The 23,475-nt window shown below is 62.5% G+C and carries 21 protein-coding genes; 15 read left to right on the top strand and 6 right to left on the bottom strand.

The genetic code is table 11. The features are described 5' to 3' along the window. Nucleotides 1-13: 13 nt before the first annotated feature. The 10 genes from JFN90_RS17925 to JFN90_RS17880 all read left to right on the top strand — a co-directional run bounded on the left by JFN90_RS17925 (nucleotide 14) and on the right by JFN90_RS17880 (nucleotide 10,920). Nucleotides 14-691, top strand: coding sequence for a DUF554 domain-containing protein (locus tag JFN90_RS17925; RefSeq protein WP_236019057.1), 678 nt, complete (start codon nucleotides 14-16; stop codon nucleotides 689-691). Between the two features lie 268 nt (nucleotides 692-959). Next, nucleotides 960-1,796 (top strand): glutamate racemase, encoded by an 837-nt coding sequence (gene murI, locus JFN90_RS17920; protein WP_199396488.1) that lies wholly within the window; start codon nucleotides 960-962, stop codon nucleotides 1,794-1,796. Continuing rightward, the gene (locus JFN90_RS17915) at nucleotides 1,780-2,370 is read left to right on the top strand and encodes a GerMN domain-containing protein (RefSeq protein WP_199396487.1); all 591 of its coding nucleotides are present in this window, start codon (nucleotides 1,780-1,782) and stop codon (nucleotides 2,368-2,370) included. Before murI ends, JFN90_RS17915 begins: the two co-directional genes overlap by 17 nt. A gap of 28 nt (nucleotides 2,371-2,398) precedes the next feature. Further along, nucleotides 2,399-4,840 carry a homocysteine S-methyltransferase family protein gene (locus JFN90_RS17910; protein ID WP_199396486.1) on the top strand — a complete coding sequence of 814 codons (2,442 nt, stop codon included), beginning with the start codon at nucleotides 2,399-2,401 and terminating at the stop codon, nucleotides 4,838-4,840. Nucleotides 4,841-4,947: 107 nt separating this feature from the next. After that, complete coding sequence (locus JFN90_RS17905; protein WP_199396485.1) at nucleotides 4,948-5,430, top strand: hypothetical protein; 483 nt, start codon at nucleotides 4,948-4,950, stop codon at nucleotides 5,428-5,430. Nucleotides 5,431-5,452: 22 nt separating this feature from the next. Further along, complete coding sequence (locus JFN90_RS17900) at nucleotides 5,453-6,277, top strand: transketolase (protein ID WP_199396484.1); 825 nt, start codon at nucleotides 5,453-5,455, stop codon at nucleotides 6,275-6,277. Between the two features lie 16 nt (nucleotides 6,278-6,293). Further along, nucleotides 6,294-7,226, top strand: coding sequence for a transketolase family protein (locus tag JFN90_RS17895; protein ID WP_199396483.1), 933 nt, complete (start codon nucleotides 6,294-6,296; stop codon nucleotides 7,224-7,226). Then, nucleotides 7,226-7,900 (top strand): type II secretion system protein, encoded by a 675-nt coding sequence (locus JFN90_RS17890; protein WP_236019056.1) that lies wholly within the window; start codon nucleotides 7,226-7,228, stop codon nucleotides 7,898-7,900. The genes JFN90_RS17895 and JFN90_RS17890 overlap by 1 nt, the downstream gene beginning before the upstream one ends. 87 nt (nucleotides 7,901-7,987) lie before the next feature. Further along, complete coding sequence (locus JFN90_RS17885; protein ID WP_328755763.1) at nucleotides 7,988-9,469, top strand: ATP-binding protein; 1,482 nt, start codon at nucleotides 7,988-7,990, stop codon at nucleotides 9,467-9,469. A gap of 80 nt (nucleotides 9,470-9,549) precedes the next feature. Beyond that, on the top strand, nucleotides 9,550-10,920 hold the full coding sequence (locus JFN90_RS17880; RefSeq protein ID WP_199396482.1) for a sigma-54-dependent transcriptional regulator: 1,371 nt from the start codon (nucleotides 9,550-9,552) through the stop codon (nucleotides 10,918-10,920). 71 nt (nucleotides 10,921-10,991) lie between these two features. On the opposite strand, the gene JFN90_RS17875 is transcribed toward JFN90_RS17880, so the two are convergent. Beyond that, the gene (locus tag JFN90_RS17875) at nucleotides 10,992-12,098 is read right to left on the bottom strand and encodes a DUF362 domain-containing protein (protein ID WP_199396481.1); all 1,107 of its coding nucleotides are present in this window, start codon (nucleotides 12,096-12,098) and stop codon (nucleotides 10,992-10,994) included. 306 nt (nucleotides 12,099-12,404) lie between these two features. Between JFN90_RS17875 and JFN90_RS17870 the strand changes: the two genes are divergently transcribed. Next, entirely contained in the window at nucleotides 12,405-13,142 is a 738-nt protein-coding gene (locus JFN90_RS17870; protein WP_199396480.1) for a response regulator, read from the top strand. An 86-nt stretch (nucleotides 13,143-13,228) separates the two neighbouring features. On the opposite strand, the gene JFN90_RS17865 is transcribed toward JFN90_RS17870, so the two are convergent. The 3 genes from JFN90_RS17865 to JFN90_RS17855 form a co-directional block, all read right to left on the bottom strand. After that, nucleotides 13,229-14,233: an SDR family oxidoreductase gene (locus JFN90_RS17865; protein WP_199396479.1), complete on the bottom strand. Its 1,005-nt coding sequence runs from the start codon at nucleotides 14,231-14,233 to the stop codon at nucleotides 13,229-13,231. A gap of 730 nt (nucleotides 14,234-14,963) precedes the next feature. Further along, nucleotides 14,964-15,563, bottom strand: coding sequence for a peptidoglycan-associated lipoprotein Pal (gene pal / locus JFN90_RS17860; RefSeq protein ID WP_199396478.1), 600 nt, complete (start codon nucleotides 15,561-15,563; stop codon nucleotides 14,964-14,966). A 97-nt stretch (nucleotides 15,564-15,660) separates the two neighbouring features. Then, nucleotides 15,661-15,996: a hypothetical protein gene (locus tag JFN90_RS17855; protein ID WP_199396477.1), complete on the bottom strand. Its 336-nt coding sequence runs from the start codon at nucleotides 15,994-15,996 to the stop codon at nucleotides 15,661-15,663. A 253-nt stretch (nucleotides 15,997-16,249) separates the two neighbouring features. On the opposite strand from JFN90_RS17855, the gene JFN90_RS17850 reads away from it, so the two are divergent. Next, on the top strand, nucleotides 16,250-17,452 hold the full coding sequence (locus JFN90_RS17850; protein ID WP_199396476.1) for a Tll0287-like domain-containing protein: 1,203 nt from the start codon (nucleotides 16,250-16,252) through the stop codon (nucleotides 17,450-17,452). A gap of 63 nt (nucleotides 17,453-17,515) precedes the next feature. Here JFN90_RS17850 and JFN90_RS17845 read toward each other — a convergent pair whose 3' ends face one another. Continuing rightward, entirely contained in the window at nucleotides 17,516-18,478 is a 963-nt protein-coding gene (locus JFN90_RS17845; protein ID WP_199396475.1) for a hypothetical protein, read from the bottom strand. Between the two features lie 328 nt (nucleotides 18,479-18,806). Between JFN90_RS17845 and JFN90_RS17840 the strand changes: the two genes are divergently transcribed. Both JFN90_RS17840 and JFN90_RS17835 read left to right on the top strand, forming a co-directional pair. Next, on the top strand, nucleotides 18,807-20,822 hold the full coding sequence (locus tag JFN90_RS17840; RefSeq protein WP_199396474.1) for a hypothetical protein: 2,016 nt from the start codon (nucleotides 18,807-18,809) through the stop codon (nucleotides 20,820-20,822). 355 nt (nucleotides 20,823-21,177) lie between these two features. Beyond that, a complete protein-coding gene (locus JFN90_RS17835) occupies nucleotides 21,178-22,074 on the top strand; it encodes a hypothetical protein (protein ID WP_199396473.1) in 897 nt (298 codons plus the stop codon). Between the two features lie 165 nt (nucleotides 22,075-22,239). Here the strand turns inward: JFN90_RS17835 and JFN90_RS17830 are convergent, their stop codons facing one another. Next, on the bottom strand, nucleotides 22,240-22,572 hold the full coding sequence (locus JFN90_RS17830) for a winged helix-turn-helix transcriptional regulator (protein WP_236019055.1): 333 nt from the start codon (nucleotides 22,570-22,572) through the stop codon (nucleotides 22,240-22,242). Nucleotides 22,573-22,774: 202 nt separating this feature from the next. Here JFN90_RS17830 and JFN90_RS17825 point away from each other — a divergent pair, with 202 nt between their 5' ends. Beyond that, nucleotides 22,775-23,410 (top strand): flavodoxin family protein, encoded by a 636-nt coding sequence (locus JFN90_RS17825; RefSeq protein ID WP_199396471.1) that lies wholly within the window; start codon nucleotides 22,775-22,777, stop codon nucleotides 23,408-23,410. Nucleotides 23,411-23,475: the final 65 nt, after the last annotated feature.

The following is a 23,475-nucleotide window of genomic DNA, read 5'->3' as shown; positions in this document are numbered from 1 at the left end:
TTGCCCGATGATCATGCAAGGAACGGCGGTAAACGCAGCGGCAATCGTTATCGGCAGCGCTCTGGGCCTGAAAGCGGGGCACCTCATCTCCAGCAAGGTGCGGGGCACCGTCATGTCCGGGCTCGGGCTCGCCGTACTACTTATCGGCATCCAGCTCGCTTTCAAGAGCCAGCAACCGATGATTATCATAGGCTCGCTCATCGGCGGCGGGATCATCGGCGAGCTCCTCGGCATAGAGGCGCGCCTGGAGGCGCTCGGCAACTGGATCGGGGATCGCTTCAAGGGGAGCGGCAAGATTTCCGAGGGGTTCGTGACCGCGAGCCTGCTCTACTGCGTCGGGGCCATGGCCATCATGGGGGCACTCCAGGACGGGCTCGGCTCCCGCCCGGACATCCTTTACGCCAAGGCGGCGCTGGACGGCATCGCCTCGGTGGCGCTCGCCTCCACCCTCGGCGCCGGCGTGCTCTTCTCGGCGCTGCCTCTCTTCGCCTACCAGGGCGCCATCACCCTCTCCGCCACCCTCGCGCAGCAGATCCTGACCCCGGTGGTGGTGCAGGAAATGAACGCGGTGGGGGGGCTTTTGATCCTCGCCATCGGCCTGGACATGCTCGGGGTCAAGAGGGTCCCGGTGGGCAACCTGCTCCCCGCCGTTTTCCTGGCGCCTCCCCTGGTGATGCTCTTCGTGTCGTAAACCTTGACATTCTCTCTAACAATTTAATAACATGCAGTACTTCGCCCACCTTCGCGCTTTGCGCTTCGGTGGGCAGGACCGCTTTTAAATCAAAAGCTGTTGCGCAAAGGGCGCCAAGTATCCGCAGAGAACGCGAAGAAAGCTTTCAAGGGTGAAACCTGGAGAACCTCTTCGCGTCCTTCGCGCGTCTTTCCTTTAGGTGCTTCGCGTAACTGCTTTTGAATCTGACGGCGAAGAGTCGCATCAAACAGGTATTGGAGAAAAGATTTTGGCCTGGAAAGCAATCGGTATATTCGATTCCGGCGTGGGCGGGTTGACCGTCCTTAAAGAAGTGGTGCAGGCGCTCCCCCAGGAGGACACCATCTACCTCGGGGATACCGCCCGGGTCCCGTACGGCACCAAGTCGCCGGAGACCGTGGTCCGCTACTCGCGCCAGATCGCCCGCTATCTGCTGAACCGCGACATCAAGCTCCTCGTGGTCGCCTGCAACACGGCTTCCGCGGTGGCGCTCGCGGCGCTGCAACAGGAGTTCGACATTCCCATCGTCGGGGTGATCGAGCCGGGCGCCCGCGCCGCAGCCGCGGCGACCAGGACCGGCAAGGTCGGGGTGATCGGTACCGCCGCCACGGTGGCCTCCTCCGCCTACACCAAGGCGATCAAGAGGATCAACCCGGACATCGAGGTGGTGAACCGCGCCTGCCCGCTGTTCGTCCCGCTGGCCGAGGAAGGATGGGTGGACAACGAGGTCACCAGGATGACCGCGCGCATCTACCTCGAGGACCTCAAGGCCCAGGGCGTGGACACCCTGGTGCTTGGCTGCACCCATTACCCCATTCTGAAGGAAGTGATCGCGCAGGTGATGGGGCCGGAAGTCACCCTGGTCGACTCCGCTGCCGAAACTGCCCGCACCGTGGCGCAGATCCTCACCGAGCAGGGGCTCTTGCGCCCGGAGAACGAACGGGGCAACCACCATTACTACGTGACCGACATCCCGGCCGGCTTCATCAGGGTCGGCAACCGTTTCCTCGGCGGCGACCTGGGCGATGTCTACCAGGTGAGCCTGGAGCAGGAACAGGAAGGAGGGGAAGGTGAAGAGACGTACTAACAAAGCCAAAGGCGTCTTGTTGATCGCCTTCCTCGTCTTCGCGGTGGTGGTCGGCCTGCTGGTCTTCAGAAAGTACGAGACCGCAACCAAGGTGACGCCGCCGGCCGCGCCGGCCGAACACGTTGACACCCGGGTGGTGACCCTGTTTTTCGCCAGCCAGGACGGAGCGTCCCTGGCGCGGGAAGGGCGCGAGATCGCGGTGGAGGACACCACCGACGACATGATCGCCAGCGTGGTGGACGAGTTGGTCGTGGGGCCTTTGGGCGACCTGGCACCGACGCTGCCGCACAACGCGAAGGTGATCGGCGCGCACCTGAACGGCGACGTGGTGCAGGTGAACTTCTCCAAGGAGTTGGTGGAGAGCCTCCCCGAGGGGAGTTCCGCCGAGATGAGTGCCGTCTATTCCGTGGTCGACACGGTGGTCGCTAACTTCCCGCAGGTGAAGGCGGTGCAGTTCCTGGTCGACGGCGTGCCGGTCAAGGAGTTGAAGGGGCACCTCGACCTGGACGCCCCCATCCCGGCGGACTTCACGCTCGAGAAGAAGGAGGCGCCTGCGGCGCCGGAAAAACAGTAAACCAATTTATTTCCTTTAGGGGTGACCGATGAAGATGCCGTTTATGCAGGCGGTTAGAGAGCGGGTGCTGGTTCTGGACGGCGCCATGGGGACCATGCTGCAGGAGCGCGGGCTGAAGGCGGGACAGTCGCCCGAGGAAATGAACCTGACCGCACCCGAGGTGGTGGCGGGAGTGCACCGCGCCTACGTCGAGGCCGGCGCGGACATCATCGTCACCAACACCTTCGGCGGCACCAAGGCGAAGCTGGACCACTACGGCCTGGGTGACCAGGTGGAGCGGATCAACGCGGAGGCGGTGCGCATCGCCCGCGAGGTCGCCGGCGACAACGCCTACGTGGCGGGCTCCATCGGACCGACCGGCCGCTTCGTGGAACCGGTAGGCGACATGAGCTTCGATGAGGCGCACGCGCTCTTCACCGAGCAGGCCAAGGCCCTCATCGACGCCGGCTGCGACGCCATCTCCCTGGAAACCTTCCTGGACATCAAGGAGATCCGGGCCGCGCTGATTGCCATCCGCGACCTCTCCGCGGAGGTCCCGGTCATCGCCATGCTCACCTTCGAGGAGAAGGGAAGAAGCGTCCTCGGCTCGCCGCCGGAGGCCGCCGCCATCACCCTCGAGGCGGCGGGCGCCTCCATCATCGGCTCCAACTGCGGCCTGGGCGTGGACGGCATCTACGACATCCTCTGCGCCATGAGGAAGGTGACCGCACTGCCGCTCATCTCGCAGGCCAACGCCGGACTCCCCATCCTCAAAGACGGCGTCACCGTCTTCCCCGGCACCCCGGACGAGATGACCGCTTACCACGACCGCATGATCGGCCTCGGCGTCCGCGTCATCGGCGGTTGCTGCGGCACCACCCCGGCCCATATCTCCGCCATCAAGGAAGCCCTCTCCGGCAGGCAGGCCCCCTTCGTCCCCAAAGAGGATGACGGCACCACCTGGATCTCCAGCCGCGGCTCCTTCGCCGCCATCGGCAAGAAGCACCCGGTGGCCCTGATCGGCGAGCGCATCAACCCGACCGGCAAGAAGCTCTACTCCCAGGAGCTGCGCGAAGGGAAGGTGACCTACATCCGTCGCGAGGCACTGGAGCAGACCGAGCTCGGCGCGACCCTGCTCGACGTCAACGTGGGCACCCCCGGCATCGACGAGACCGCCGCCATGGAGCGCGCCGTCTTCTGCATCACCGGCGCCGTACAGACCCCGCTGGTGCTCGATTCCTCCTCCGTCGAGGCGCTGGAGGCGGGGCTCAAATCCGCCGACGGCAAGGTGCTCATCAACTCGGTGAACGGGGAGGAGAAGAGCCTCGCCGCCGTGCTCCCGCTCGCCAAAAGATACGGCGCGGCCCTGGTCTGCCTCACCCTGGACGACGCCGGCATCCCGGCCGAGGCGGAGGGCAGGGTGGCCGTGGCGGAAAAGATCGCCGAGCGCGCCCAGGCAGCCGGCATGAAGCGCAGCGACCTGGTGGTCGACTGCCTCACCCTTACCGTGAGTGCCGAGCCCAAGGGGGCGCTGGTCGCTCTCGAGGCGGTGCGGCGCGTGAGCGAGCTCGGTCTCAACAGCACCCTCGGCGTCTCCAACATCTCCTTCGGGCTCCCCTGCCGCCCGCTTATCTCGTCCACCTTCTTCTCCATGGCCATCGCCGCGGGGCTCACCTCCGCCATCGTCAACGTGAAGGAGGCCCCGATGATGTCGGCCTGGAGAAGCGCCATGGTGCTCCTGGGCAAAGACGTCAACGCCGCCGGCTACATCGACGCCTACCGCGGCCAGGCCGTGGGCGCGACGGTGCAGCCTGCCGCTGCCGCAGGGACTGCGGCGCCCGTTGCGGAGGCTGCCGCGCCGGAAGGTATCCGCGGCCGGCTGGCCAAGGCGGTCATCAACGGGGAGCAGGAGTCCGTGGTCCCGCTGGTGGAGGAGGCCCTCGCCGAGGGGCTTACGCCGATGCAGATCAGCTCGGAAGCGCTCCTGGTCGGCCTGGACGAGGTCGGCCGGCGGTTCGGCAACGGCTCTTTCTTCCTGCCGCAGGTGATGGTCTCGGCCGACACCATGAAGGCGGCCTTCGCGCGCCTGAAGCAGGAACTCTCCGGCGGCGGGCTGGAGAGCGCGGGCAAGATCCTCATGGCGACAGTCGAGGGGGACATCCACGACATCGGCAAGAACATCCTGGTGACGCTCCTGGAGAACAACGGCTTCGAGGTGATCGACCTGGGCAAGAACGTGCCGGCGGCGAAGATCCTGGACGCGGCGCGCAGCCACCAGGTGGACGCGGTGGGGCTCTCGGCGCTCATGACCACCACCATGGCCCAGATGGACAAGGTGGTGACCCTCCTGAAGTCGGAAGGGGTGAAGAGCTTCACCATGGTCGGGGGCGCCGTGGTCACCCAGCAATATGCCGACGAGATCGGCGCCGACCTGTACGCCAAGGACGCCATGGAGGCGGTGGCCCGCATCAAGGAACTGCTGGCAAAATAAACGCTTTTTTGCGGTAAAGGGAGCCGGTTTGGCTCCGAATATCGCTTGCAACGCCGCTCCCGCTGTGCTAACTTGCCACGGGTCCGCCATTTGGCGTAGAGGGTAGCATGGTTCTAGGTTTCAACCACAATATCAGGTACCGGGGAGAGCTCTTCCACGTCCAGACCGAGGACAGCGGAGTCGCCAATCCCCATATCATCACCCTGCTTTACCGCGGGGGGACCATCCTGGCGTCCGCCAAGACCGGCTATGCCGACATCCTCACCACCCAGCAGTTGGAGCTGGTGGTCGAGTCGATCATGAAAGAGCAGCACAAGGAGATGATGCGTCGCCTGAAAAACGGCGAGTTCGACGCCCGCATCTTCCCTGAGGGTGTGCCCGGGGCCGCGGCCGAAGTGAACCGCCCCGCCGCCGCACCGCCCGCCGCATCCCCCGCGCCGCAGGAGGCCCCGGAGCAACCAGCCCCGGCGCGCCCCCCGCAGCAGGCCTCCCCGGCACCCCCGCCCCCTACCGTGCCCCCGGCATCTCCAGCTCATCGCAGCCTGGATGAGGTGATCCTCGATTACCTCATCACCGGCGAGGATAAATAAAGCCAGCCTGAAAGGAACCTTCGTGAAAGAAAAGATTGCAGATCTGGAAGAAAAGGCGAGGCGCCTGCGCGTCGCGATCGTGAAGACGCTGCACAAGTCGCAGTCGGGCCACACCGGCGGCTCGCTCTCCGCCATCGACATGGTGTGCGCACTGTACTTCCACAAGATGCGCCACAACCCGGCGGAGCCCGCCTGGGAAGGCAGAGACCGCTTCGTGCTCAGCAAGGGGCACGCGGCACCGGCGCTGTACGTGACCCTGGCCGAGTGCGGCTACTTCCCGGCCGAGGACCTGATGATGCTGCGCCGCCTGGGAAGCCATCTGCAGGGGCACCCGGACAGCAAGGGCACCCCGGGCGTTGACGTCTGCACCGGGAGCCTCGGACAGGGGCTCTCCATGGCCAACGGCATGGCGCTCGGCCTCAAGCTGGACGGCAAGGAGAACCGGGTCTACGCGGTGCTCGGCGACGGCGAGCTGCAGGAAGGGCAGATCTGGGAGGCCGCCATGGCCGCCGCCCACTACAAGAGCGACAACCTGTGCGCCATGATCGACTCCAACGGCCTGCAGATCGACGGCGACGTCGCCAAGGTCATGAACGTCTCCTCCATCGCCGACAAGTTCAAGGCCTTCGGCTGGAACGTGATCGAGATCGACGGGCACGACATGGGGCAGATCGTGACCGCCCTGGACCAGGCCGAGGCGCACAAGGGGGCTCCGACCGCCATCGTCGCCAAGACCGTCAAGGGCAAAGGGGTGCACCTGTTCGAGAACAAGGCCTCCTACCATGGCGTCACCCCCAACGACGACGAGCTTCCCGAGGCGCTCAGGTGCCTGGGTTGCTGCGACTAAACGAAAGGATATGACTATGATCGCAACGAGGGACGCTTACGGCGAGGCGCTGGCCGAGCTGGGGGGCGAGAACGATAAGATAGTGGCACTGGACGCGGACCTTTCCGGGTCCACCAAGACCGGCGTGTTCGGCAAGAAATTCCCGAACCGCTTCTTCAACATGGGCATCGCCGAGGCCAACATGGTGGGCACCGCCGCAGGGCTTGCCGCGGTGGGGAAGATTCCCTTCCTCTCCACCTTCGCCATCTTCGCCGCCGGCCGCGGCTGGGAACAGATCCGCCAGTCGGTCGCCTACCCGAAAGCCAACGTGAAGATCGTCGCCACCCACGGCGGGGTCACCGTCGGTGAGGACGGCGGGAGCCACCAGTCGGTCGAGGACGTCGCCATCATGCGCGCCATCCCCAACATGACCGTCATCGTACCCGCCGACGGCGAGGAGACCAAAGGGGCCATCCGCGCCGCTGCCGCCTACAAGGGGCCGGTCTACGTACGCCTTGGGCGCAACAAGGTCCCCAGCGTGTTCCCGGCCGGGCACAAGTTCGAGATCGGCAAAGGCGTGGTCGTGGTGCCTGGCACCGACCTTACCTTCATCACCACGGGGCTCATGACCGCCGCCGCGGTAACCGCCGCTGAAAAGCTCAACGCCGAGGGGATCTCCGCGCGCGTGCTGCATATCGGCACCATAAAGCCCCTGGACAAGGAGCTGGTACTCCAGGCAGCCGAGGAGACCGGCGCCATCGTCACCGCCGAGGAACATTCCGTGGTGGGCGGCCTGGGCGGCGCCGTCGCCGAGTTCCTGGCCGAGACCTGCCCGACCCTGATGAAAAGGGTGGGTATCTACGACCGCTTCGGCACCTCCGGCAAATCCGACGAACTGCTCAAGTATTTCGGGCTGAACGCCGAAACCCTCATCGAAGAGGCCAGGGAGATCGTTTCGAGGAAGAAATGATGCCAAGGGTGCTCCGGTCCAACAGGGGCTTCACCTACGTCGGCGCCCTGGTGATGACCGTGATCGTCGGGATCATGGCCAGCCGGGCCGCCGTGGTCTGGAGCACCGCCATGAAGCGCGAACGGGAGGTGGAGCTCATCTCCCGCGGCACCCAGATCCGGGACGCCCTGCGCAAGTGGTACCGGGTCAAGGTGGTGGACGGGAAGCTGGTGTCGAGCCAGACTCCCGCCAACGCCGGCAACGTCCTGGCCCCGCCGCCGGCGCTCACGGGCCCTCCGGAGCTCAAGTCGCTGCTTCAGGACCCGAGCACCCCGGGCAAGCTGCGCTACCTGAGGCCCTATTGCCTGGTCGACCCCATGACCGGCAAGGATTGGGATGAGATCAGGAAGGAAGGCAAGATCGTCGGGGTCAAGTCGAAGAGCGAGCAGGCTCCGGTCAAGCAGGGTAATTTCCCCTTCGATCTCCACCCCGCCGACTTCGAAAAAAAGCAGAAGTACAGCGAGTGGGAATTCGTCTACGACCATATCCCGCCGCCTACCGCGACCGGCGGAGCGATACAGGGGCTGAAGACCAGCAGTAGCCCGACCCCGACCGGCACGGATACCTCCGGCGGCTCGGATGAGCCGAGCTCGACCAGAAGGTCGCGGTTCACCAAAGGAAACACCACCCCCTAGGCTGTAGATGGCCCCCTCCCCGGAGGGGGAGCAGCGCCCGAAACCGGAGGCACCCTGATTTTCAAGAGTCTCACATCGCGGGTTATCGTGCTTTCCATCTGCCTGCTCGTGTTCGGCATCGGGACCTTCGCGTTCCTGACGCTGCGGCGCGAGCAGATGCAGCTCGTCAACTCCGCCCGTGAATCGAGCGAGCTTCTGCTCGACACCATCGAACGCTCCCTGTACAACTCCATGCGCCACGGCAACACCGAGGACGTGAAGGTGATCCTGGAGATGGTGGGGCAGAGCGAGAACCTGGTCGGCGTGCGCATCTTCCATCCGCACGGCGTCATCCTGAAGTCCTCCCAGTCCTCCGAAGTCGGGCGCGTGGTGGACCAGCACGACTTCAAGCTATTCCTGGACAACAAGCGCGAGGGGGTCTTCAACCTGGAAGGGCACGGCGAGGTGCTCGGCATGGTGAAGCCGATCTACAACAACCGCCAGTGCAACCTGTGCCACGGTGCCAAGAGCAGGATCATCGGTCTCTTGAACGTCAATTACTCGCTGGTGGAGACCAGGCGGCGCATCGTCGAGCTGACCAAGCTCTTCGTCATGTCCACCGTCGCCATCATCGGGTTCCTGTCGCTGGCCATCTCGCTGGTCATGCTGAAGTTCGTCAAGAAGCCGCTGCTCCAGCTGGCCAAGAACATGGCCCGCGTCGAGGCGGGGGACCTCTCGGTGCGCATGACCCCGGAAGGCAAGGATGAGATCGGGCGCCTGATCGTCTCCTTCGACTCGATGGTGAACCGGCTGGACCGCGCCAAGAAGGAGCTGGAGACCTACCACTACCAGCAGATGGAGCGCGCCGACCGTCTCGCCTCGGTGGGTGAGATGGCCGCCGGCATCGCCCACGAGATCAAGAACCCGCTCACCGGGATCGCCGCCGCCATCACCGTGCTCAAAGACGACTTCTCCCCCGACGACGGACGCGCCCTGATCATCGGCGAGGTGCTGGAGCAGATCTCCCGGCTGGACAAGACGGTCAACGACCTCCTCTTCTTCGGCAAACCGACCGTGGCGGAGCCCACCTGCACCGACATCAACAGCGCTCTCAAGAAGATCCTGATCTTCGCCTCGCAGCACCGCGGCGGCAAGAACATCGAGAAGAAGCTGGAGCTCGCCGAGGATCTCCCTCCCGTCTACGTCGATCCCAAGCAGATCCAGCAGGTGTTCCTGAACCTGTTCCTGAACGCGGTGCAGGCGATGCAATCGGGCGGCGTCCTCACCGTGACCAGTTCGCGTGCCCACGTGGACGGCATGGACATGGTGCGGGTGCAGGTCAACGACACCGGGCCGGGGATTCCGCCCCAGATTCTGGAAAAGATATTTACCCCGTTCTTCACCACCAAGGCCCAGGGGACCGGGCTTGGCTTGGCCATCAGCCATCGCCTCATCGAGCAGCACGGCGGACGTCTTTCCTGCGTCAGCCAAGATGGGGTGGGCACCACTTTCTCGGTGGAGCTGCCGGCTTACTGCCCGAGCCAGGATGAGCTGGAACAGGCCCACTTACGCACCGGCATAATCGGTTGAGCGATCGCAGCAACGAGCAGTACGGCAGACCCCGACCACCCCGGGCCAGCGAGCCCGGCACCACATCCTAAGGAGCCGCCATGCGCAGAGCAAAAATAATGGTCGTCGACGACGAGCACCTGATTCGCTGGTCCCTGGAGCAGAACCTCAAGAAGCAGGGTTATGAGGTTTGCACCGCAGGCACCGGCGAAGACGCGCTCAGAATCGCCAGGGAGGAACAGCCCGAGCTGGTGCTCTTGGACTACCACCTTCCCGGTATCAACGGCCTGGAGGTGCTGCAGCGGCTCAAGGAGATCGACGAAGAGATCCTGGTGATCATGGTCACCGCCCAGGGAGGGCTGGAGACCGCGGTCAACACCATGCGCCACGGGGCCTACGACTACATCAACAAGCCCTTCAATCTTGACGAGATGGCGCTGGTGGTGCGCAAGGCCCTGGAGACTTCGGAGCTGCGCCGGGAAGTGGTCCAGCTGCGCAGCGAGCACAAGAAGCAGGGGCCCCCGAAGATCCTGGGCAGTTCCAAGCACATGAAGAACGTGCTGGAGATGATGGCCAAGGTCGCCAAGAGCGACGCCTCCACCGTACTGGTGCAGGGGGAGTCTGGAACCGGCAAGGAACTGGTGGCGAAGTACATCCACTACGAGTCCGCCCGCGCCGACAAGCCTTTCGTCGCCATCAACTGCGCCGCCGTCCCCTCCACCTTGCTGGAGAGCGAGCTCTTCGGCCACGAGAAAGGGGCCTTCACCGACGCCAAGACCTCCAAGAAGGGTCTCTTCGAGCTGGCTGACGGCGGTACCGTGTTCCTGGATGAGATCGGGGACATGGAAATCGGCATGCAGGCGAAGCTGCTCCGCTTCCTCGAGGACCGCACCTTCCGGCGCATCGGCGGTGCCAAGGTGATTCCCGTCGACGTGAGGATCATCTCGGCGACCAACAAGGACCTGATGAAGGCGATCGAGGAGAAGGTCTTCAGGAACGACCTGTACTACCGGCTCCAGGTGATCCCGATCTTCCTTCCCGCCCTGCGCGAGCGCAAGGAGGACATCCTGGTGCTGGCCAACCACTTCATCGAGGTGTTCTCCAAGGAGTTCGGCAAGCCGACCAAGGGGATCTCCAGCATGGCGGAGAAGCTCCTGGTGGATTACAACTGGCCCGGCAACATTCGCGAACTGAAGAACGTCATCGAGCGCGCCATCATCCTGGGCAACGACGAGAACCTGCTCCTCGAGAACCTGCCGCTGGAGATAGTGGCCAAGGCGTCCCAGGTCACCGTGCCGCTCACCACCTTCAAGCTCCCCCCGGAAGGGATCGACATCGAGGAGGTGGAGCGCGAACTGATCAAGCAGTCCCTGGAGATCACGGACTGGAACCAGTCCAAGGCGGCAAAGAAGCTGAACCTCGGCATCGACGCCTTCCGCTACCGCATGAAGAAATTCGGCTTCCTGAAGTAGCAGCCGCAGGAATCGGATTCCGCAAACCAAAACGCCCCGGCAGATCATCTGCCGGGGCGTTTTTCGTGTTTCTAGATTTTCACTAGTTCGTAGGCCCGCGTGCCGACCCCGATCTTTTCGGCGTGCTCCAGCTGCACCTCCCAGTCGATCTGGGGGTGCACGCCGCGGAACTTGTCGCCGCCGGGCTCGTGACCGCTGGAGAGCGCGGTGTCCTGGTTGCCACGGGCGTTGTTGACCAGGTCCGCGCAGGCCTGGTCCAGCGCCACCGGGTCGGCCGAGGCGCAGATGCCGATGTCGTTCACGATGGGGGCGTCGGCGTGCCCGTAGCAGTCACAGGCGGGCGACACCTGGGTGATGAAGTTCAGGAACAGGGTCTTCCCTTCTTTGCCGTGCAGGGCACCCTTGGCGTATTCCGCCATCTTGCGCATCACCAGGCCGGCGCTCTCGTTCCACTGGATGTTGATCGCCTTCCTCTGGCACGCGGTGATGCAGCGGCTGCACCCGACGCAGGCGGCCGGGTCGATCTCGGCCTTCCCCTCGATGATGGCGATGGCGGCGTGAGCGCAGGACTTCAGGCAGGCGCCGCAGCCGTTGCAGAACCGCTCCGCCACCTTGGGTGCCACCGTCGAGTGCTGCTGCATTTTCCCGGTGCGGCTGGAGCACCCCATGCCGAGGTTCTTCAGCGTCCCGCCGAACCCGGTCAGTTCGTGGCACTTGAAGTGCGAGACCGCGATGAGCGCGTCAGCCTCCAGGATCTCCGCGCCGATGTTCACCGTCTTCAGGATCTCGCCGTCCACCTGCACGTCCTTGGCATTATGCCCCTTCAGGCCGTCGCACATGATGAGAGGCGCGTTGACCACCGCGTAGGCGAAGCCGTTCTCGACGGCGCAGGCCAGGGCGGAAACCGCTTCCTTGCGCTCGCCTGGATAGAGGGTTGAGGAGTCGGTCAAAAACGGCTTCCCCTCGAGCGCCTTGATTTCGTCCACCACGCGGCGCAGAAATATGGGCCTGATGAAGGTATGGTTGCCCCGCTCGCCAAAGTGGACCTTGATGGCGACCAGGTCGCCAGCGGCCACGCTCTGCGCTAAGCCGGCCTCCCGCATCAGGCGGCCGATCTTGCCGAACAGGTTCTCCTTGGCCCCCGCCCTCATGTCAGCGAAAAACACCGTGCTCTTCATAAGCTTCCCCTCCTCTGAACAATCCCTGTAATACGACCTGCGATTGGTATCACATATCACGGGCCAATTCAACAGCGCGTAACTTTTTCTTGCTCTGTCGGTAAAATATGTTATTTATTAAAAATTCTCAGGGTAGTGCACGCAGGATCAGCGGAAGCGACGCTGCAGGAGCGGCATCGCGGCTGGCGGCTGCCACCCGGTCCCGGGGCGGCGACGCCCGGCCAACCATTAAAATTCGGCACCCGTAGCCGCTGCGCCTGCCGCCTGACGACGCAGCGCGACGCCGGGAACGATAAAGGAGTACCGATGATCGAATGTGACGAGCGAGAACTCTGGATCATGGGACTGGGCGAGAGGGTGGAGCGCGGCGCCGTCGTCTGCAGCTACCTCGCCGAGGGAGGGCATCGCGCCAGGACTGCCAAGGTTTCCGAGCTGTCCGGTTGCACCCCGAGGGCGATTCTTCTGGACCTCTCCCCCTGGTCCGACGACGGCTGGGGCGTGCTGCTGGCCCTGAAGGAGAACCCGGAGACGCGGGAGATCCCGATCCTCCCGATGTACCTGAGCGAGATCGGCCAAGTGGGCGCCGTCTTCCCGGTGGCGGGCTTTTTCACCCTCCCGATAGACACCCCCTACATGACCAGGAAACTGAAGCAGCTGGGGCTCACCGACGAGTCGGACGACTACGACCTGCAGGTGATGCTGGTGACCCGTAAAGGGGAGGAGCAGGTGCAGCACGCCCTCACCAAGCTCGGCTTCGAGGTGGTCAACGCCTACACCGCTAAGGAGGCGGTGGCGCTGGGGACCATCATCCACCCGTACATGATGTTCTGCGCGCTGATGCTCCCGGACCAGGCCGCTTTCGAGCTTCTGGAGCGTTTCCGGCTCTACCCGCAGACGCGGAACATCCCGTTCTTCGTGTTGCTCAAGGGGGAGATGAAGGAGGGCGAGCGTCAGGCCATGAGCCGCAGCATCGAGCACCTGGTGCGCAAGACGTGGCTCACCCGGCAGGAGTTCCTGGCCTACTTCAAGAAGAACAAGGAGTAATAAAAGGCAGGACTGGACAAACAAGGGGGGACGGCAAAAGCCGTCCCCCTTTTCATTTTACTTTCCCCGTTTTTCCCCCTCGCCCATCAACCTCTCCGCCGGGCCCTGCTGAATGCCACCCCGGCCGCGAGGCCGCCTGCCACAAGCGCCCCCAGCGCCCATTTGTGCTCCGAGAGCCAGACCTGGGCGCTGAACCCCTTAGAGCGGGCGTCGAAGCGCCCGTGCGCCGTGTAGGGGCCGGGTACGGTTTGCCAGAGGTTGGCGGGGCGGTCGGGACGTTCAGGTTCATCGGTCTGCTGCGACTTGTAGCCGGTGAGGCCCAGGTAGAGGTCGAGCAGACCGCGGGCGACCTTGTTGCCCCACATCGCCTTGAGCGTCGGCAGCCCCACGTAGATCTCCCGACGACGGTGGTGCGACGCCCAGACGATGGTGTCGGCCGCCACCTCCGGCTGGTAGATGGGGGGGACCGGCTGCGGCCGGTTGGGGAGGCGCGACTCGACCCAGTCGAACTGCGGCGTGTTCATGGCCGGGAGCTGCACCATGGTGATATGCACCCGGCTTTTCTGGTGGATCAGCTCGCAGCGGATCGAGTCGGTGAAGCCCCTCATGCCGTGTTTGGCGCCGCAGTAGGCGGACTGCAGCGGGATGCTGCGGTCCGAGAGTGCCGAGCCCACCTGGATCACCATGCCCCGGTCGCGGGGCAGCATCCGCTTCAACGCCGCCATGGTGCCGTGCACCGCGCCGAGGTAGGTCACCTCGGTCACCCGCCGGAACTCCTCCGGGGTCATCTGGTTAAAGGGAGAGAAGACCGAGGTCATGGCGTTGTTGACCCAGACGTCGATGGGGCCGAATTCCCTTTCCACTTCCGCCGCAGCCTCCTCCACGCGCTGCGGGTCGGCCACGTCACCCACGAGGACCAGCCCTTTTCCCCCCAGCCGTTCCACTTCATCCCTGGCCGCCTCGAGTCTTTCGCTGTTTCTGGCGAACAGTCCTATGCTGGCCCCCTCGCACGCGAAAGCCTGTGCGATCGACCGTCCCAAGCCTGCTGACGCTCCGGTCACTACGACTACCCGCTTTTTGGCTGACGTCACTGTGGCCCCCTTTGCCTCGCCAACCTGCACGGTCGGACAAGACTTATATTGGTTGCGGCTAATGTAGCGCACCTAGAATACCAGATGTTCCATCTTAATCAGTACCGCTCTTCAAGTGGGATCAGGCGACAGTTGCAGCATTATGGCTTCCGGGGGGGGGATAACTGGAGGGAAAAGAGTGAGAGATGGGACCAAAAGGTGATGCCTGACATGCCCACTTATCCGGCACACGCGCATGATTTCCAGCTCAGGGTGCATGACTGCCAGGTACCAGCGGCTTATTTCCTTGCACGCACGCGTGCGAACTTTGCACCCACAGGTAACAACTTTGCACGCGCACGTTGAAACTTTGCACGCCCACGTTGCAAACTTGTACGCGCACGTTGAAAGTTTGCACGCGCACGTTGAAAGTTTGCACGCGCACGTGGCGAGTTTGCACGCGCACGTGGCAAGCTTGTACGCCCACGTTGCAAGCTTGTACGTCCACATTGCAAACTTGTACGCCCACGTTGCAAATTTGTACGCCCACGTTGCAAATTTGTATGCGCACGTTGGAACTTTGTACGCCCACGTTGCAAACTTGTACGCCCACGTTGCAAATTTGTACGCCCACGTTGCAAGTTTGTACGCCCACGTTGCAAACTTGTACGCGCACGTTGCAAGTTTGTACGCGCACATACGAAGTTTTTCCAATGGAGGGGCCGCATGCGGCCCCTCCGTTCAATTCTATCTACTTGTTGATGCTGAACTCGTCCCGCCTGTTCTTGGCCCAGGCGGCTTCGTCGTGGCCGGCGACGGCAGGCTTCTCTTCGCCGTAACCGATGGTGGAGAGGCGGCTGGCGGGAAGTCCCAGCGAGACCAGGTACTTCAGCGCGGCTTGGGCGCGGCGCTCGCTCAGGGCGAGGTTGTACTCGTCGGAACCACGCTCGTCGCAGCTCCCCTCGATGCGGATCTTCACGTTGGGCATCGCCTTCAGCTTGGCGTAGTTTTCCGTCAGGGTCTTCCTAGCCGCATCGCTCAGCGCATCGGAGTCGAAATCGAAATAAATCTTATCGAGCGCGCCGGCCAGGGCGACTTCCTTCTGGGTCAGCGGGGCGGGCTGCGACTGGATCGGCTCGGCCTTGATGGCCGACGACGGCAGCGCCGTGGTTGCCGGCGCGGCCTGCGGTGCGGGCGTAGGAGCCTGGACCCGGGCCGGCGCCGCCTGCTGGGTGACCGCCGAGGGGGCGATGGCCTCATCGCCCTTGACCGCTTGCTGCTTGGCGCAGCCGCTAAAGATTAATACACCGGTGCAAAGAACCGGCACGAGCCGCTTCAAAGTCTTCTTCATGGAGTTCTCCCTTTTTGATTGTGGACGCGACGGAGCGCATGCTGACGCCATGGTCAGCTGCTCATTCACTGTGATGACTGAATAGGATTGATGCGAGTCAGACAGCGGAGGGCGGGGGCCCCCGTGAAAGGTGGGAAAAAACTGGGGGGGCTGCCACGCCGCGGAAAAAGGGGAGGGCAACGGTATGAAAGAGGGTGCGGATAACCGGCTCGCACCCCCGCGGAACTTCGGCCGGGAACTGATCCAGGGCCTTTTTGACCGCGGCCTGCTGCGACTTCTTGAACTGCTCCTCGATGTAGGCCCGGGGCTTCGGTTTGGGGCAGTTCGGGCGCGACAGGTCCGGTCCACGCATCCCGAAGGTGAGAATGCAGATCGAGGTGATGCCGGTGACCAGTAGCAGCAGGCTTTTATGGATGAGGTTCTTGTAGATCATGTCTCTGTGACTGCGAAAAGATAGCAGCGAACGAGAGCGTTATATCGCATCCTCACCCGAAACACAACCTGCTACTTGAGGCATTTCAGGGTACGTGGTGGATATCAATGATGCCCTGCAGGTACCTGAGTACTCGTCCTGCTTCCGAGCACGTCGTGTCGCCGCGCTGCCCGGTTGGTGGTCAATTGACCATTGACAGCGATGGCCGCGGCCAGTAAGGTGCCGATATTGCAGCAGTGGATGGAGTTTTCCCATGTTTTCACAATCGACCAAAAAGCTGTTCCTCGCGTTGTACGTGGTGTCCTTTGTCATAGTGGCCGTCGCCGTCGTCGTGACGGTTAATTATCACCAGCGCAAGCAGGCGCTGGCCGAGGCCACGGAAAAGGCACGCCTCATCCTGGACCACAACCTGGCCATCCACAGTTATTTCTCAAACCAGCTGAAGCCGCACGTGTTCGACCTCAGCGAGCGCTACCGCACCCCGGGGCACTTCGACCCGGTCTGGATGTCCTCTACCTACGCCGTGCGGGAGATCTACGCCTACAACAAGGCGCTCTCCGGTAGTGATTACTACTACAAGGAGTGCGCAGTGAACGCCAGGAGCCCGAAGAACGAGGCCGATCCCTTCGAGCGCTCCTTCATCGGAGAACTCAAGCGGGACAGCAGCCTCAACGGCCGCTCCGAAATCAGGGAGATCGACGGCAAGCCTTACTTCGTGGTCATGCGTCGCGGAGAGAGCATGGAGAAGAGCTGTCTGCGCTGTCATACCAAGCCGGAGGCGGCTCCGGCTGAACTGGTCCGGCAGTATGGAGAAACCCGAAGTTTCAACAGGCAGGATCGCGAACTGGTCTCAGCCATCTCGATCCGGATTCCGTTGCAGCAGGCCTATGCCAGCGCCAACGAGCTATCGTTCAAGATCTCCGTGTTGCTGCTTTCCATCCTCGGGGCCTCTTACCTGTTGCAGTTCTTGTTCATGGACCGTTTGCTCCTGGGGCCGCTCGGTCGGCTGCGCGATCGGACCATGGCCATTATCGGCGACCAGAGCAAGCTGGGAGAGGATATCGAACTGCCTTCCCAGGGGAAGGAACTGCAACAGCTGACCGGCACATTCAACGACCTTGCCAGGCACCTGCGGGCGGAACGTGAAGGGCTGGTAGGGCAGGTGCGCCAGAGGACGGCCGAACTGCAGGAGCTGAACGGGACTCTGGAGCAGGACGTGGCACAGCGCAAGGCGATCCAGGCGGAACTGGCGGCCAAGGTGGCCCAACTGGAGGCGGTCCTGGCCAAGGTCCGCATACTGGAGGGAGTGATACCGATCTGTTCCTACTGCAAGAAGATTCGCAACGACCAGGAGAGCTGGCAGCAGATGGAGCAGTACATCTCGGAACATACTGACGCCATGTTCAGCCACGGCATCTGTCCCTCGTGTTTCGACCAGCACTGCAAGGGAAAGTGACCCGCGCCAGCTTGGCGAGGAGCGAGGAGCGCAAAAAAAGCCGGCCCGAGAGCCGGCTTTTTTTTAACGAGAGTGGCTGATGTCAGCCAGGTAAATGCCGTTCAAGTCGCTGAAGACCACGTAGTTGCCGTAGATGGCGGGCGTGTACCGGTCCTGGTTGCAGCCGGCGAACGGGGTTTCCTTGCCGGTGACCAGATCCAGCACATGGATGTTCTCCACCTCCCTCTTTGAGTTGTCGACGAAGGCCACCTTGGTGCCCCAAATGCGCGGGAAGCGCTGGTTGGCGTCGTTTGTGGTCAGCCGTCTCTCCTTGGCGCTGTTGACATCGTACAGGTAGATGTCGTAGTTGGGGAGCACGTCCTTGTTGCGGTTGTCCTCCCAGACCACCAGGCTGTCGTAGACGGAAGGCGACCACTGGGCCTCCGGGTTCGAGGTCACCCGCAGCTCTTTCGCCTTGGCCATGTCGAAGAGGTAGATATCACCTGAATCGTTGCGCTCGTCCTTCCAGACCAGGTAATCGGCCGTAAGTGCCGCAAACCCTTGGGCCGCCTGCCCCGTCTCCATCCGTTTTTCCTTTTGTGTGACCAGGTCGTAAAGACAGACCGTCGACTTGCCCTCGTTCATCTCGGTCCAGGCGAGGAAGCGGTCCGAAACGGCCAGGTCGACCTTGGGTACCGCGGAAACCACGACCGGCGTTTCCTTCCCCTCGACCACGTCGTACATGTAGATGTCCGAAGTCCCGTTGCGGTAATCCTGCCAATAAATCCTGTTGCCATAGATGCGCGGCTTCTTGTGGTGCACGGTCCCCTGGGTGATGCGCGTTTCCGTTCCCGTCTCAATGTCGTAAAGATAGATGTCAGCCTTGCCGTTGCGGGTGTCCTGCCAGACCACGCGGCTGCCGCAAATATCTGGATATTGCCTCGTTCCCACTCCAGAACTGATCTGCCGGACCGGTATCTCCTCGGCGCTGCACCAGGAGCCGATCAGCAGCAGGGATGCGATCAACAGGCAGATGGTCTTATTCATTGGTTCCTCCAACAGGGACATTCGGGATCCGGCCGGTTCAGCCGCCTGCCTTTGTATGAAATTTACCTTAATATGTCAACGTCTCAGTTCTGATGGGCATTTCACCCTAGCCTGTGGTGTAAAACACCCAAGAAGGTGAGGTGCCCCACTCACTCACTTCCGGGTTGACTCCATTCCTTTAATCTTTTATTAGCTGAATCGGGTACTTATAACCGCGACGCGGATTGGTATAAGGGTTGCTTATTGGGTGGGACTTGTCAAAACAGGGACCGTGGCCACGGCAGACTGTGATTCACCACTGCAGGGAAAAATTTCCAAGGAGGCAGACATGAAGAAAACAGTACTCGTAGGGGGCGTGCTGCTGGCATCGTTCTACGGCACAGCTTTCGCCGCGACGCTGTCAGTGCAGACGGCGACCAACAAGCTCAACTACGGTCAGAGCTCGGTCGTCACCGTGAAAGCCAACGCCGAAAACGGCACCAGCAGGATCACTACATCCAACATCCGCTATGCCAACGTCACCATCAAGAACCCAAGCGGCACCACGCTGGTTAACGCCCTTGCCATGAGCAAGGATCCGTACACCGGCTTCGCCTACTACAACTACACCCTTTCCAGCTCCGCCCCGAAGGGGACCTACACCGCCACCGTCAGCTTCACCGATACCAGCGGCAACACCGGCAGCGGCTCCGCCACCTTCAAGGTGCAGCTCCCGGTGCCAAGCCACGTAAGCTACGTGACCGCCTACAACGGCCCCGCCACCTGCATCACCAGCGCCTGCCACGCTACGCAGGCGAGCGCCATGTTCGGCTCCGTGCACTACCAGTGGACCGGGGACAACCAGAAGGCGATCGAGCTGGCCGCCTCCGGTTCCAAGGCTTCCAAGCTGGGAGGCATCAACAACTTCTGCATTCAGCCGGACATGAACTGGCTGACCATATTCCAGAAGACCGACGGCACCACCGGCCCCGGCGGCTGCGCGGTCTGTCACGCGGGCAACGGGCTGAAACCCTCGACGGTCTCCAGCCAGGCCCAGCTTGAGAACATCGACTGCCTCATGTGCCACGGCAACGGCTACTCCAGGAAGGTGGTCCAGAACCTCGACGGCACCTTCTCCATGGTTCCGGCCGACGGTTTGAACGTGCTCTCCATCGCGCAGAACGTGATCCGTCCCACCCGCACCGCCTGCATGCGCTGCCACGAGAAGTCCGGCGGCGGCGACAACTACAAGCGCGGCGACATCGAGTCCACCAACAAGACCTGCACCAAGGCCTACGATGTGCACATGGGGAGCGACGGGCAGAACTTCCCCTGCCAGGAGTGCCACCGGACCACCAACCACAAGATGGCCGGCCGCGGCTCCGACATGCGCGCCCTCGACACCACCACGCCGCTTACCTGCGAGAACTGCCACTCCCGCATCCCGCACCGCTCCACCAACGTGAGCTACAGCGACCTGAACCGTCACAGTGACAAGGTCAACTGCTCGGTCTGCCACGTGCCGACCTTCGCCAAAACCATCCCGACCGACATGAACCGCGATTGGTCCGTCATGGAGATCGACACTGTCAAGGCGCTTTGGGATCCGACCATGATCAAGGCTACCAACGTCATGCCGACCTACGCCTGGTTCAACGGCTTCAGCCACTTCTACAAGTTCAAGGATCCCGTCAGCCTGGACGCGCGCGGCGTGCAGGTGATCAGTAAGCCCGACGGTGCCTTTGTCGACGCGACCGGGAAGTTCTCCAAGCTGTTCCCCTTCAAGCTCCACCTCGGTTCGCAACCGATGGAAACCACCACCAAGCAGCTGCTGCCGGTGAAGAATAAATATGCCTTCGAGACCGGCGACATCACCACCGCCATCCAACTTGGTGCGGCCGCCCAAGGGATGACCTACAACGCCCACACCTTCATCCCGACCGAGCAGTACGAGGGGGTCTTCCATGGCGTTGGTCCCAAGACCACCGCGGTTTCCTGCGCCAACGGCGGCTGCCATCCGCAGATCACCACCGGTGCCAACAGGGTTCCGTTCTCGACCCTGGGCTACACCCGTCGCGGCACCACCGCGCAGTTGTGCGACGTCTGCCACGGCGCAAAGACCTACACCAGCTTCACCAGCCTGCACAGCAACCACCGCGACCGCAAGAACTGCGCGGCCTGCCACGGCACCGGCTATCCGCTCAAGGAGGCGACCAACACCCTGTGCGACAACTGCCACAGCCTTAAGTCCTTCACCAACGCCAACGACATCCACAGCAGGCATGTCCAGGGCAAAGGGTATGACTGCAGCAACTGCCACACCTTCAGTGCCGGCATGACCGGCGGGCATAGCGAAGAACACTAACAGCCCGCGGTAACAGAAGCAGTACCGAGAAGCCACCCCGAAGGGGGTGGCTTCTCCTTTTGAGGGATGTGGTCTTGGCCAGGCCGCCGTAGGGGCGAATAAATATTCGCCCAGCCACCCGCGCCCTGGCAATGCCTCAGGCAAGAGCACCGGTGTGGCAAAAAGGGCGAATGATTATTCGCTTCTACAGTAAGAGGACGAAGGCGCGCTCGCAAAGGGACGGTTCCCTGTTGGGGAATCACGCACTGCTATTTTGGCTGCATCAGGCACTTTGTGGTATGCTGTTATGCGGCGCAGCACACAAAGACGCGCCCTTTGAGCTAACTACAACACCTACTGAGAGATGGAGGACGACATGCGAAAATTGCGTTACGGCTTCATAGTACTGGGGTTGTTGTTCTGTCTGTCGACGACGGCGACAGCCGCGGTCAGCGTTGGCATAGGCATCGGTCTTCCCAACGTGAGCATAGGGATAAACCTTCCCGCCTATCCGGATCTGAGACCGATCCCCGGATATCCTGTCTATTACGCCCCCAATGTCTACGGCAACTATTTCTTCTACGACGGCATGTACTGGGCCTTCTGGAACGATGCATGGTACGCGAGCTCCTGGTACAACGGCCCGTGGTCGCTGGTGGACCCGTTCGTGGTGCCGCTCTACATCCTGCGCGTTCCGGTGCGCTACTACCGCGAGCCGCCCCCCTACTTCCGTGGCTGGGGTCCGGACCGTCCGCCGCGCTGGGGCCAGCACTGGGGACGCGGTTGGGAAGAGCGCCGACATGGTTGGGACCGCTGGGACCGAGGCCGTGCCCCGAGGCGGGCGCCTCTGCCGACCTACCAGCGCAGCTACTCGCGTGACAGCTACCCGAGTTTCGAACAGCAACGCCGGTTGCACCGGGAAAGCTACCGCTATGAACCAAGAAACACCGTGGTGCGCAAGCACCTGAGAGAGGTGGAACAACGCCCGCCGGCAGCGATGCAGCGCCAGGAACGTCCCGAAATGAGGGGGCCGGCAACTGCGCCTCCGGCACAGATGCACCGTGGGCCGGAGCACGAGCGCCAGGCACCGATGCGAATGGAACAGCGTCCGCCGCAGGGCGCCGAACCAAGGCATGAGCAGCGCATGGAGCGCCAGGAGCGTATGCCTGAGCGGATGCCGGAAAGAATGGACCGGATGGAAAGAGGCGGTGGTGGTGAGCGGGGTGGCGGTCCGGGACGCGGACCCGATAGAGATGAAGGTCGGGGCCGCTGACGCCACGTTGACGCGTGAATGAAAAAAGTGAGCCCCTCCCGTGATTACGGGAGGGGCTCTTTATTTTTGCTGGTTCGGTGTCTATCCCCCCTCCCCTTGCGGGAGGGGGTTAGGGTTAGGGGGAGGGTGCCACTACAGGGAGAGCCCTTTTGAAAGGAGCGAGCACTACGCCTGGTTCCCTGCTTGAGCGTAGTTACGTCCCCAGTCGCACATGAGTTCCAAGATCGGGAAGATGGTTCTCCCCTGGTCAGTGAGGGAGTACTCGACCTTGGGGGGGACCTGCGGGTAGACCTTTCGGTGCACCAGACCGTCCGTTTCCAGCTCACGCAGCTGCTGGGTCAGCATCTTTCTCGTGGTGTCGGAGAACTGCCGCTGCAGGTCGGAGAAGCGCATGGTCTCCTGGGCCAGGTGCCAGAGGATGGACGCCTTCCACTTGCCGCCCACCAGCGCCAGCGTAACGTCGATGCCGCACTTATACTCCCTGTCCCTTAGTGTCATAAGCTCCGCTGTCGCTTGATTCTGCTGCATACTCATCCCGCCTTTGTAATGGTTACCAAAAAGGTACTGTGTTTCGTTATAGGTACTACGTTTCGAAAAAGTTCGTTATTGACGATTGGGAACTAATGGTCCTATATAGCCCATCCGGCAAAAAAAGAAAAGAGTCCGGTTTATCTATACCGGCTAAACGGGAGGAGCAGTTATGAAAGTCGTCGCATTCAATGGCAGCCCCAACAAGGAAGGGAACACCTACCACGCCATCAAAGTGGCGGCCGCCGAGCTCGAGAAAGAGGGTGTAGAGGTCGAGATCGTCCACGTGGGCAACAAGGCCATTCGCGGCTGTGTCGCCTGTTATCAGTGTGTGAAGAACCAGAACGAGCAGTGCGCAGTCAAGGACGACGAAGTGAACGAGTGGGTCCAGAAGATGAAAGGGGCGGACGGAATCATCCTCGGCTCCCCGGTGCACTACTCCGGCGTGGGCGGCACCATGAAGTCCTTCTTGGACCGCGCGTTCTTCGTCTCCGGCGTGAACGGCGGCTTGTTGCGCCACAAGGTCGGTGCGGCTGTGGTGGCAGTGCGCCGCTCGGGCGGGGTGACCACCTTCGACGAGTTGAACCACTTCCTGAACTACTCGGAGATGCTGGTCCCCACCTCCAACTACTGGAACGTCATTCACGGCCGGGTGCCGGGCGAGGCGCTGCAGGACGAGGAAGGGGTGCAGATCATGCGCGTTCTGGGCAAGAAGATCGTCTGGCTGATGAGGCTTTTGGAAAACGGCAAGGGCGTCGTGCCGGAGCCGGAACAGGAAGCCAAGGTCATGACCAATTTCATAAGGTAAACCGGAAAACAAGAACCTGGAAGCTGTTACGCAAAGAACGCCGGGTATCCGCGAAGGACGCGAAG

It is taken from the genome of Geomonas propionica, assembly GCF_016458235.1.
Classification (GTDB): Bacteria; Desulfobacterota; Desulfuromonadia; order Geobacterales; family Geobacteraceae; genus Geomonas; species Geomonas propionica.
Note: the sequence above shows the minus strand (reverse complement) of the source record. Positions and strands in the feature narration are given on the sequence as shown.

Coding starts and splice junctions, on each gene's coding strand:
- JFN90_RS17830 (WP_236019055.1), bottom strand. CDS start 22,572: ATGACACTAAGGGACAGGGAGTATAAGTGCGGCATCGACGTTACGCTG.
- JFN90_RS17855 (WP_199396477.1), bottom strand. CDS start 15,996: ATGATCTACAAGAACCTCATCCATAAAAGCCTGCTGCTACTGGTCACC.
- JFN90_RS17890 (WP_236019056.1), top strand. CDS start 7,226: ATGCCAAGGGTGCTCCGGTCCAACAGGGGCTTCACCTACGTCGGCGCC.
- JFN90_RS17925 (WP_236019057.1), top strand. CDS start 14: ATGCAAGGAACGGCGGTAAACGCAGCGGCAATCGTTATCGGCAGCGCT.
- JFN90_RS17840 (WP_199396474.1), top strand. CDS start 18,807: ATGAAGAAAACAGTACTCGTAGGGGGCGTGCTGCTGGCATCGTTCTAC.
- JFN90_RS17880 (WP_199396482.1), top strand. CDS start 9,550: ATGCGCAGAGCAAAAATAATGGTCGTCGACGACGAGCACCTGATTCGC.
- JFN90_RS17905 (WP_199396485.1), top strand. CDS start 4,948: ATGGTTCTAGGTTTCAACCACAATATCAGGTACCGGGGAGAGCTCTTC.
- JFN90_RS17845 (WP_199396475.1), bottom strand. CDS start 18,478: ATGAATAAGACCATCTGCCTGTTGATCGCATCCCTGCTGCTGATCGGC.
- JFN90_RS17910 (WP_199396486.1), top strand. CDS start 2,399: ATGAAGATGCCGTTTATGCAGGCGGTTAGAGAGCGGGTGCTGGTTCTG.
- JFN90_RS17825 (WP_199396471.1), top strand. CDS start 22,775: ATGAAAGTCGTCGCATTCAATGGCAGCCCCAACAAGGAAGGGAACACC.
- JFN90_RS17835 (WP_199396473.1), top strand. CDS start 21,178: ATGCGAAAATTGCGTTACGGCTTCATAGTACTGGGGTTGTTGTTCTGT.
- JFN90_RS17870 (WP_199396480.1), top strand. CDS start 12,405: ATGATCGAATGTGACGAGCGAGAACTCTGGATCATGGGACTGGGCGAG.
- pal (WP_199396478.1), bottom strand. CDS start 15,563: ATGAAGAAGACTTTGAAGCGGCTCGTGCCGGTTCTTTGCACCGGTGTA.
- JFN90_RS17850 (WP_199396476.1), top strand. CDS start 16,250: ATGTTTTCACAATCGACCAAAAAGCTGTTCCTCGCGTTGTACGTGGTG.
- JFN90_RS17875 (WP_199396481.1), bottom strand. CDS start 12,098: ATGAAGAGCACGGTGTTTTTCGCTGACATGAGGGCGGGGGCCAAGGAG.
- JFN90_RS17895 (WP_199396483.1), top strand. CDS start 6,294: ATGATCGCAACGAGGGACGCTTACGGCGAGGCGCTGGCCGAGCTGGGG.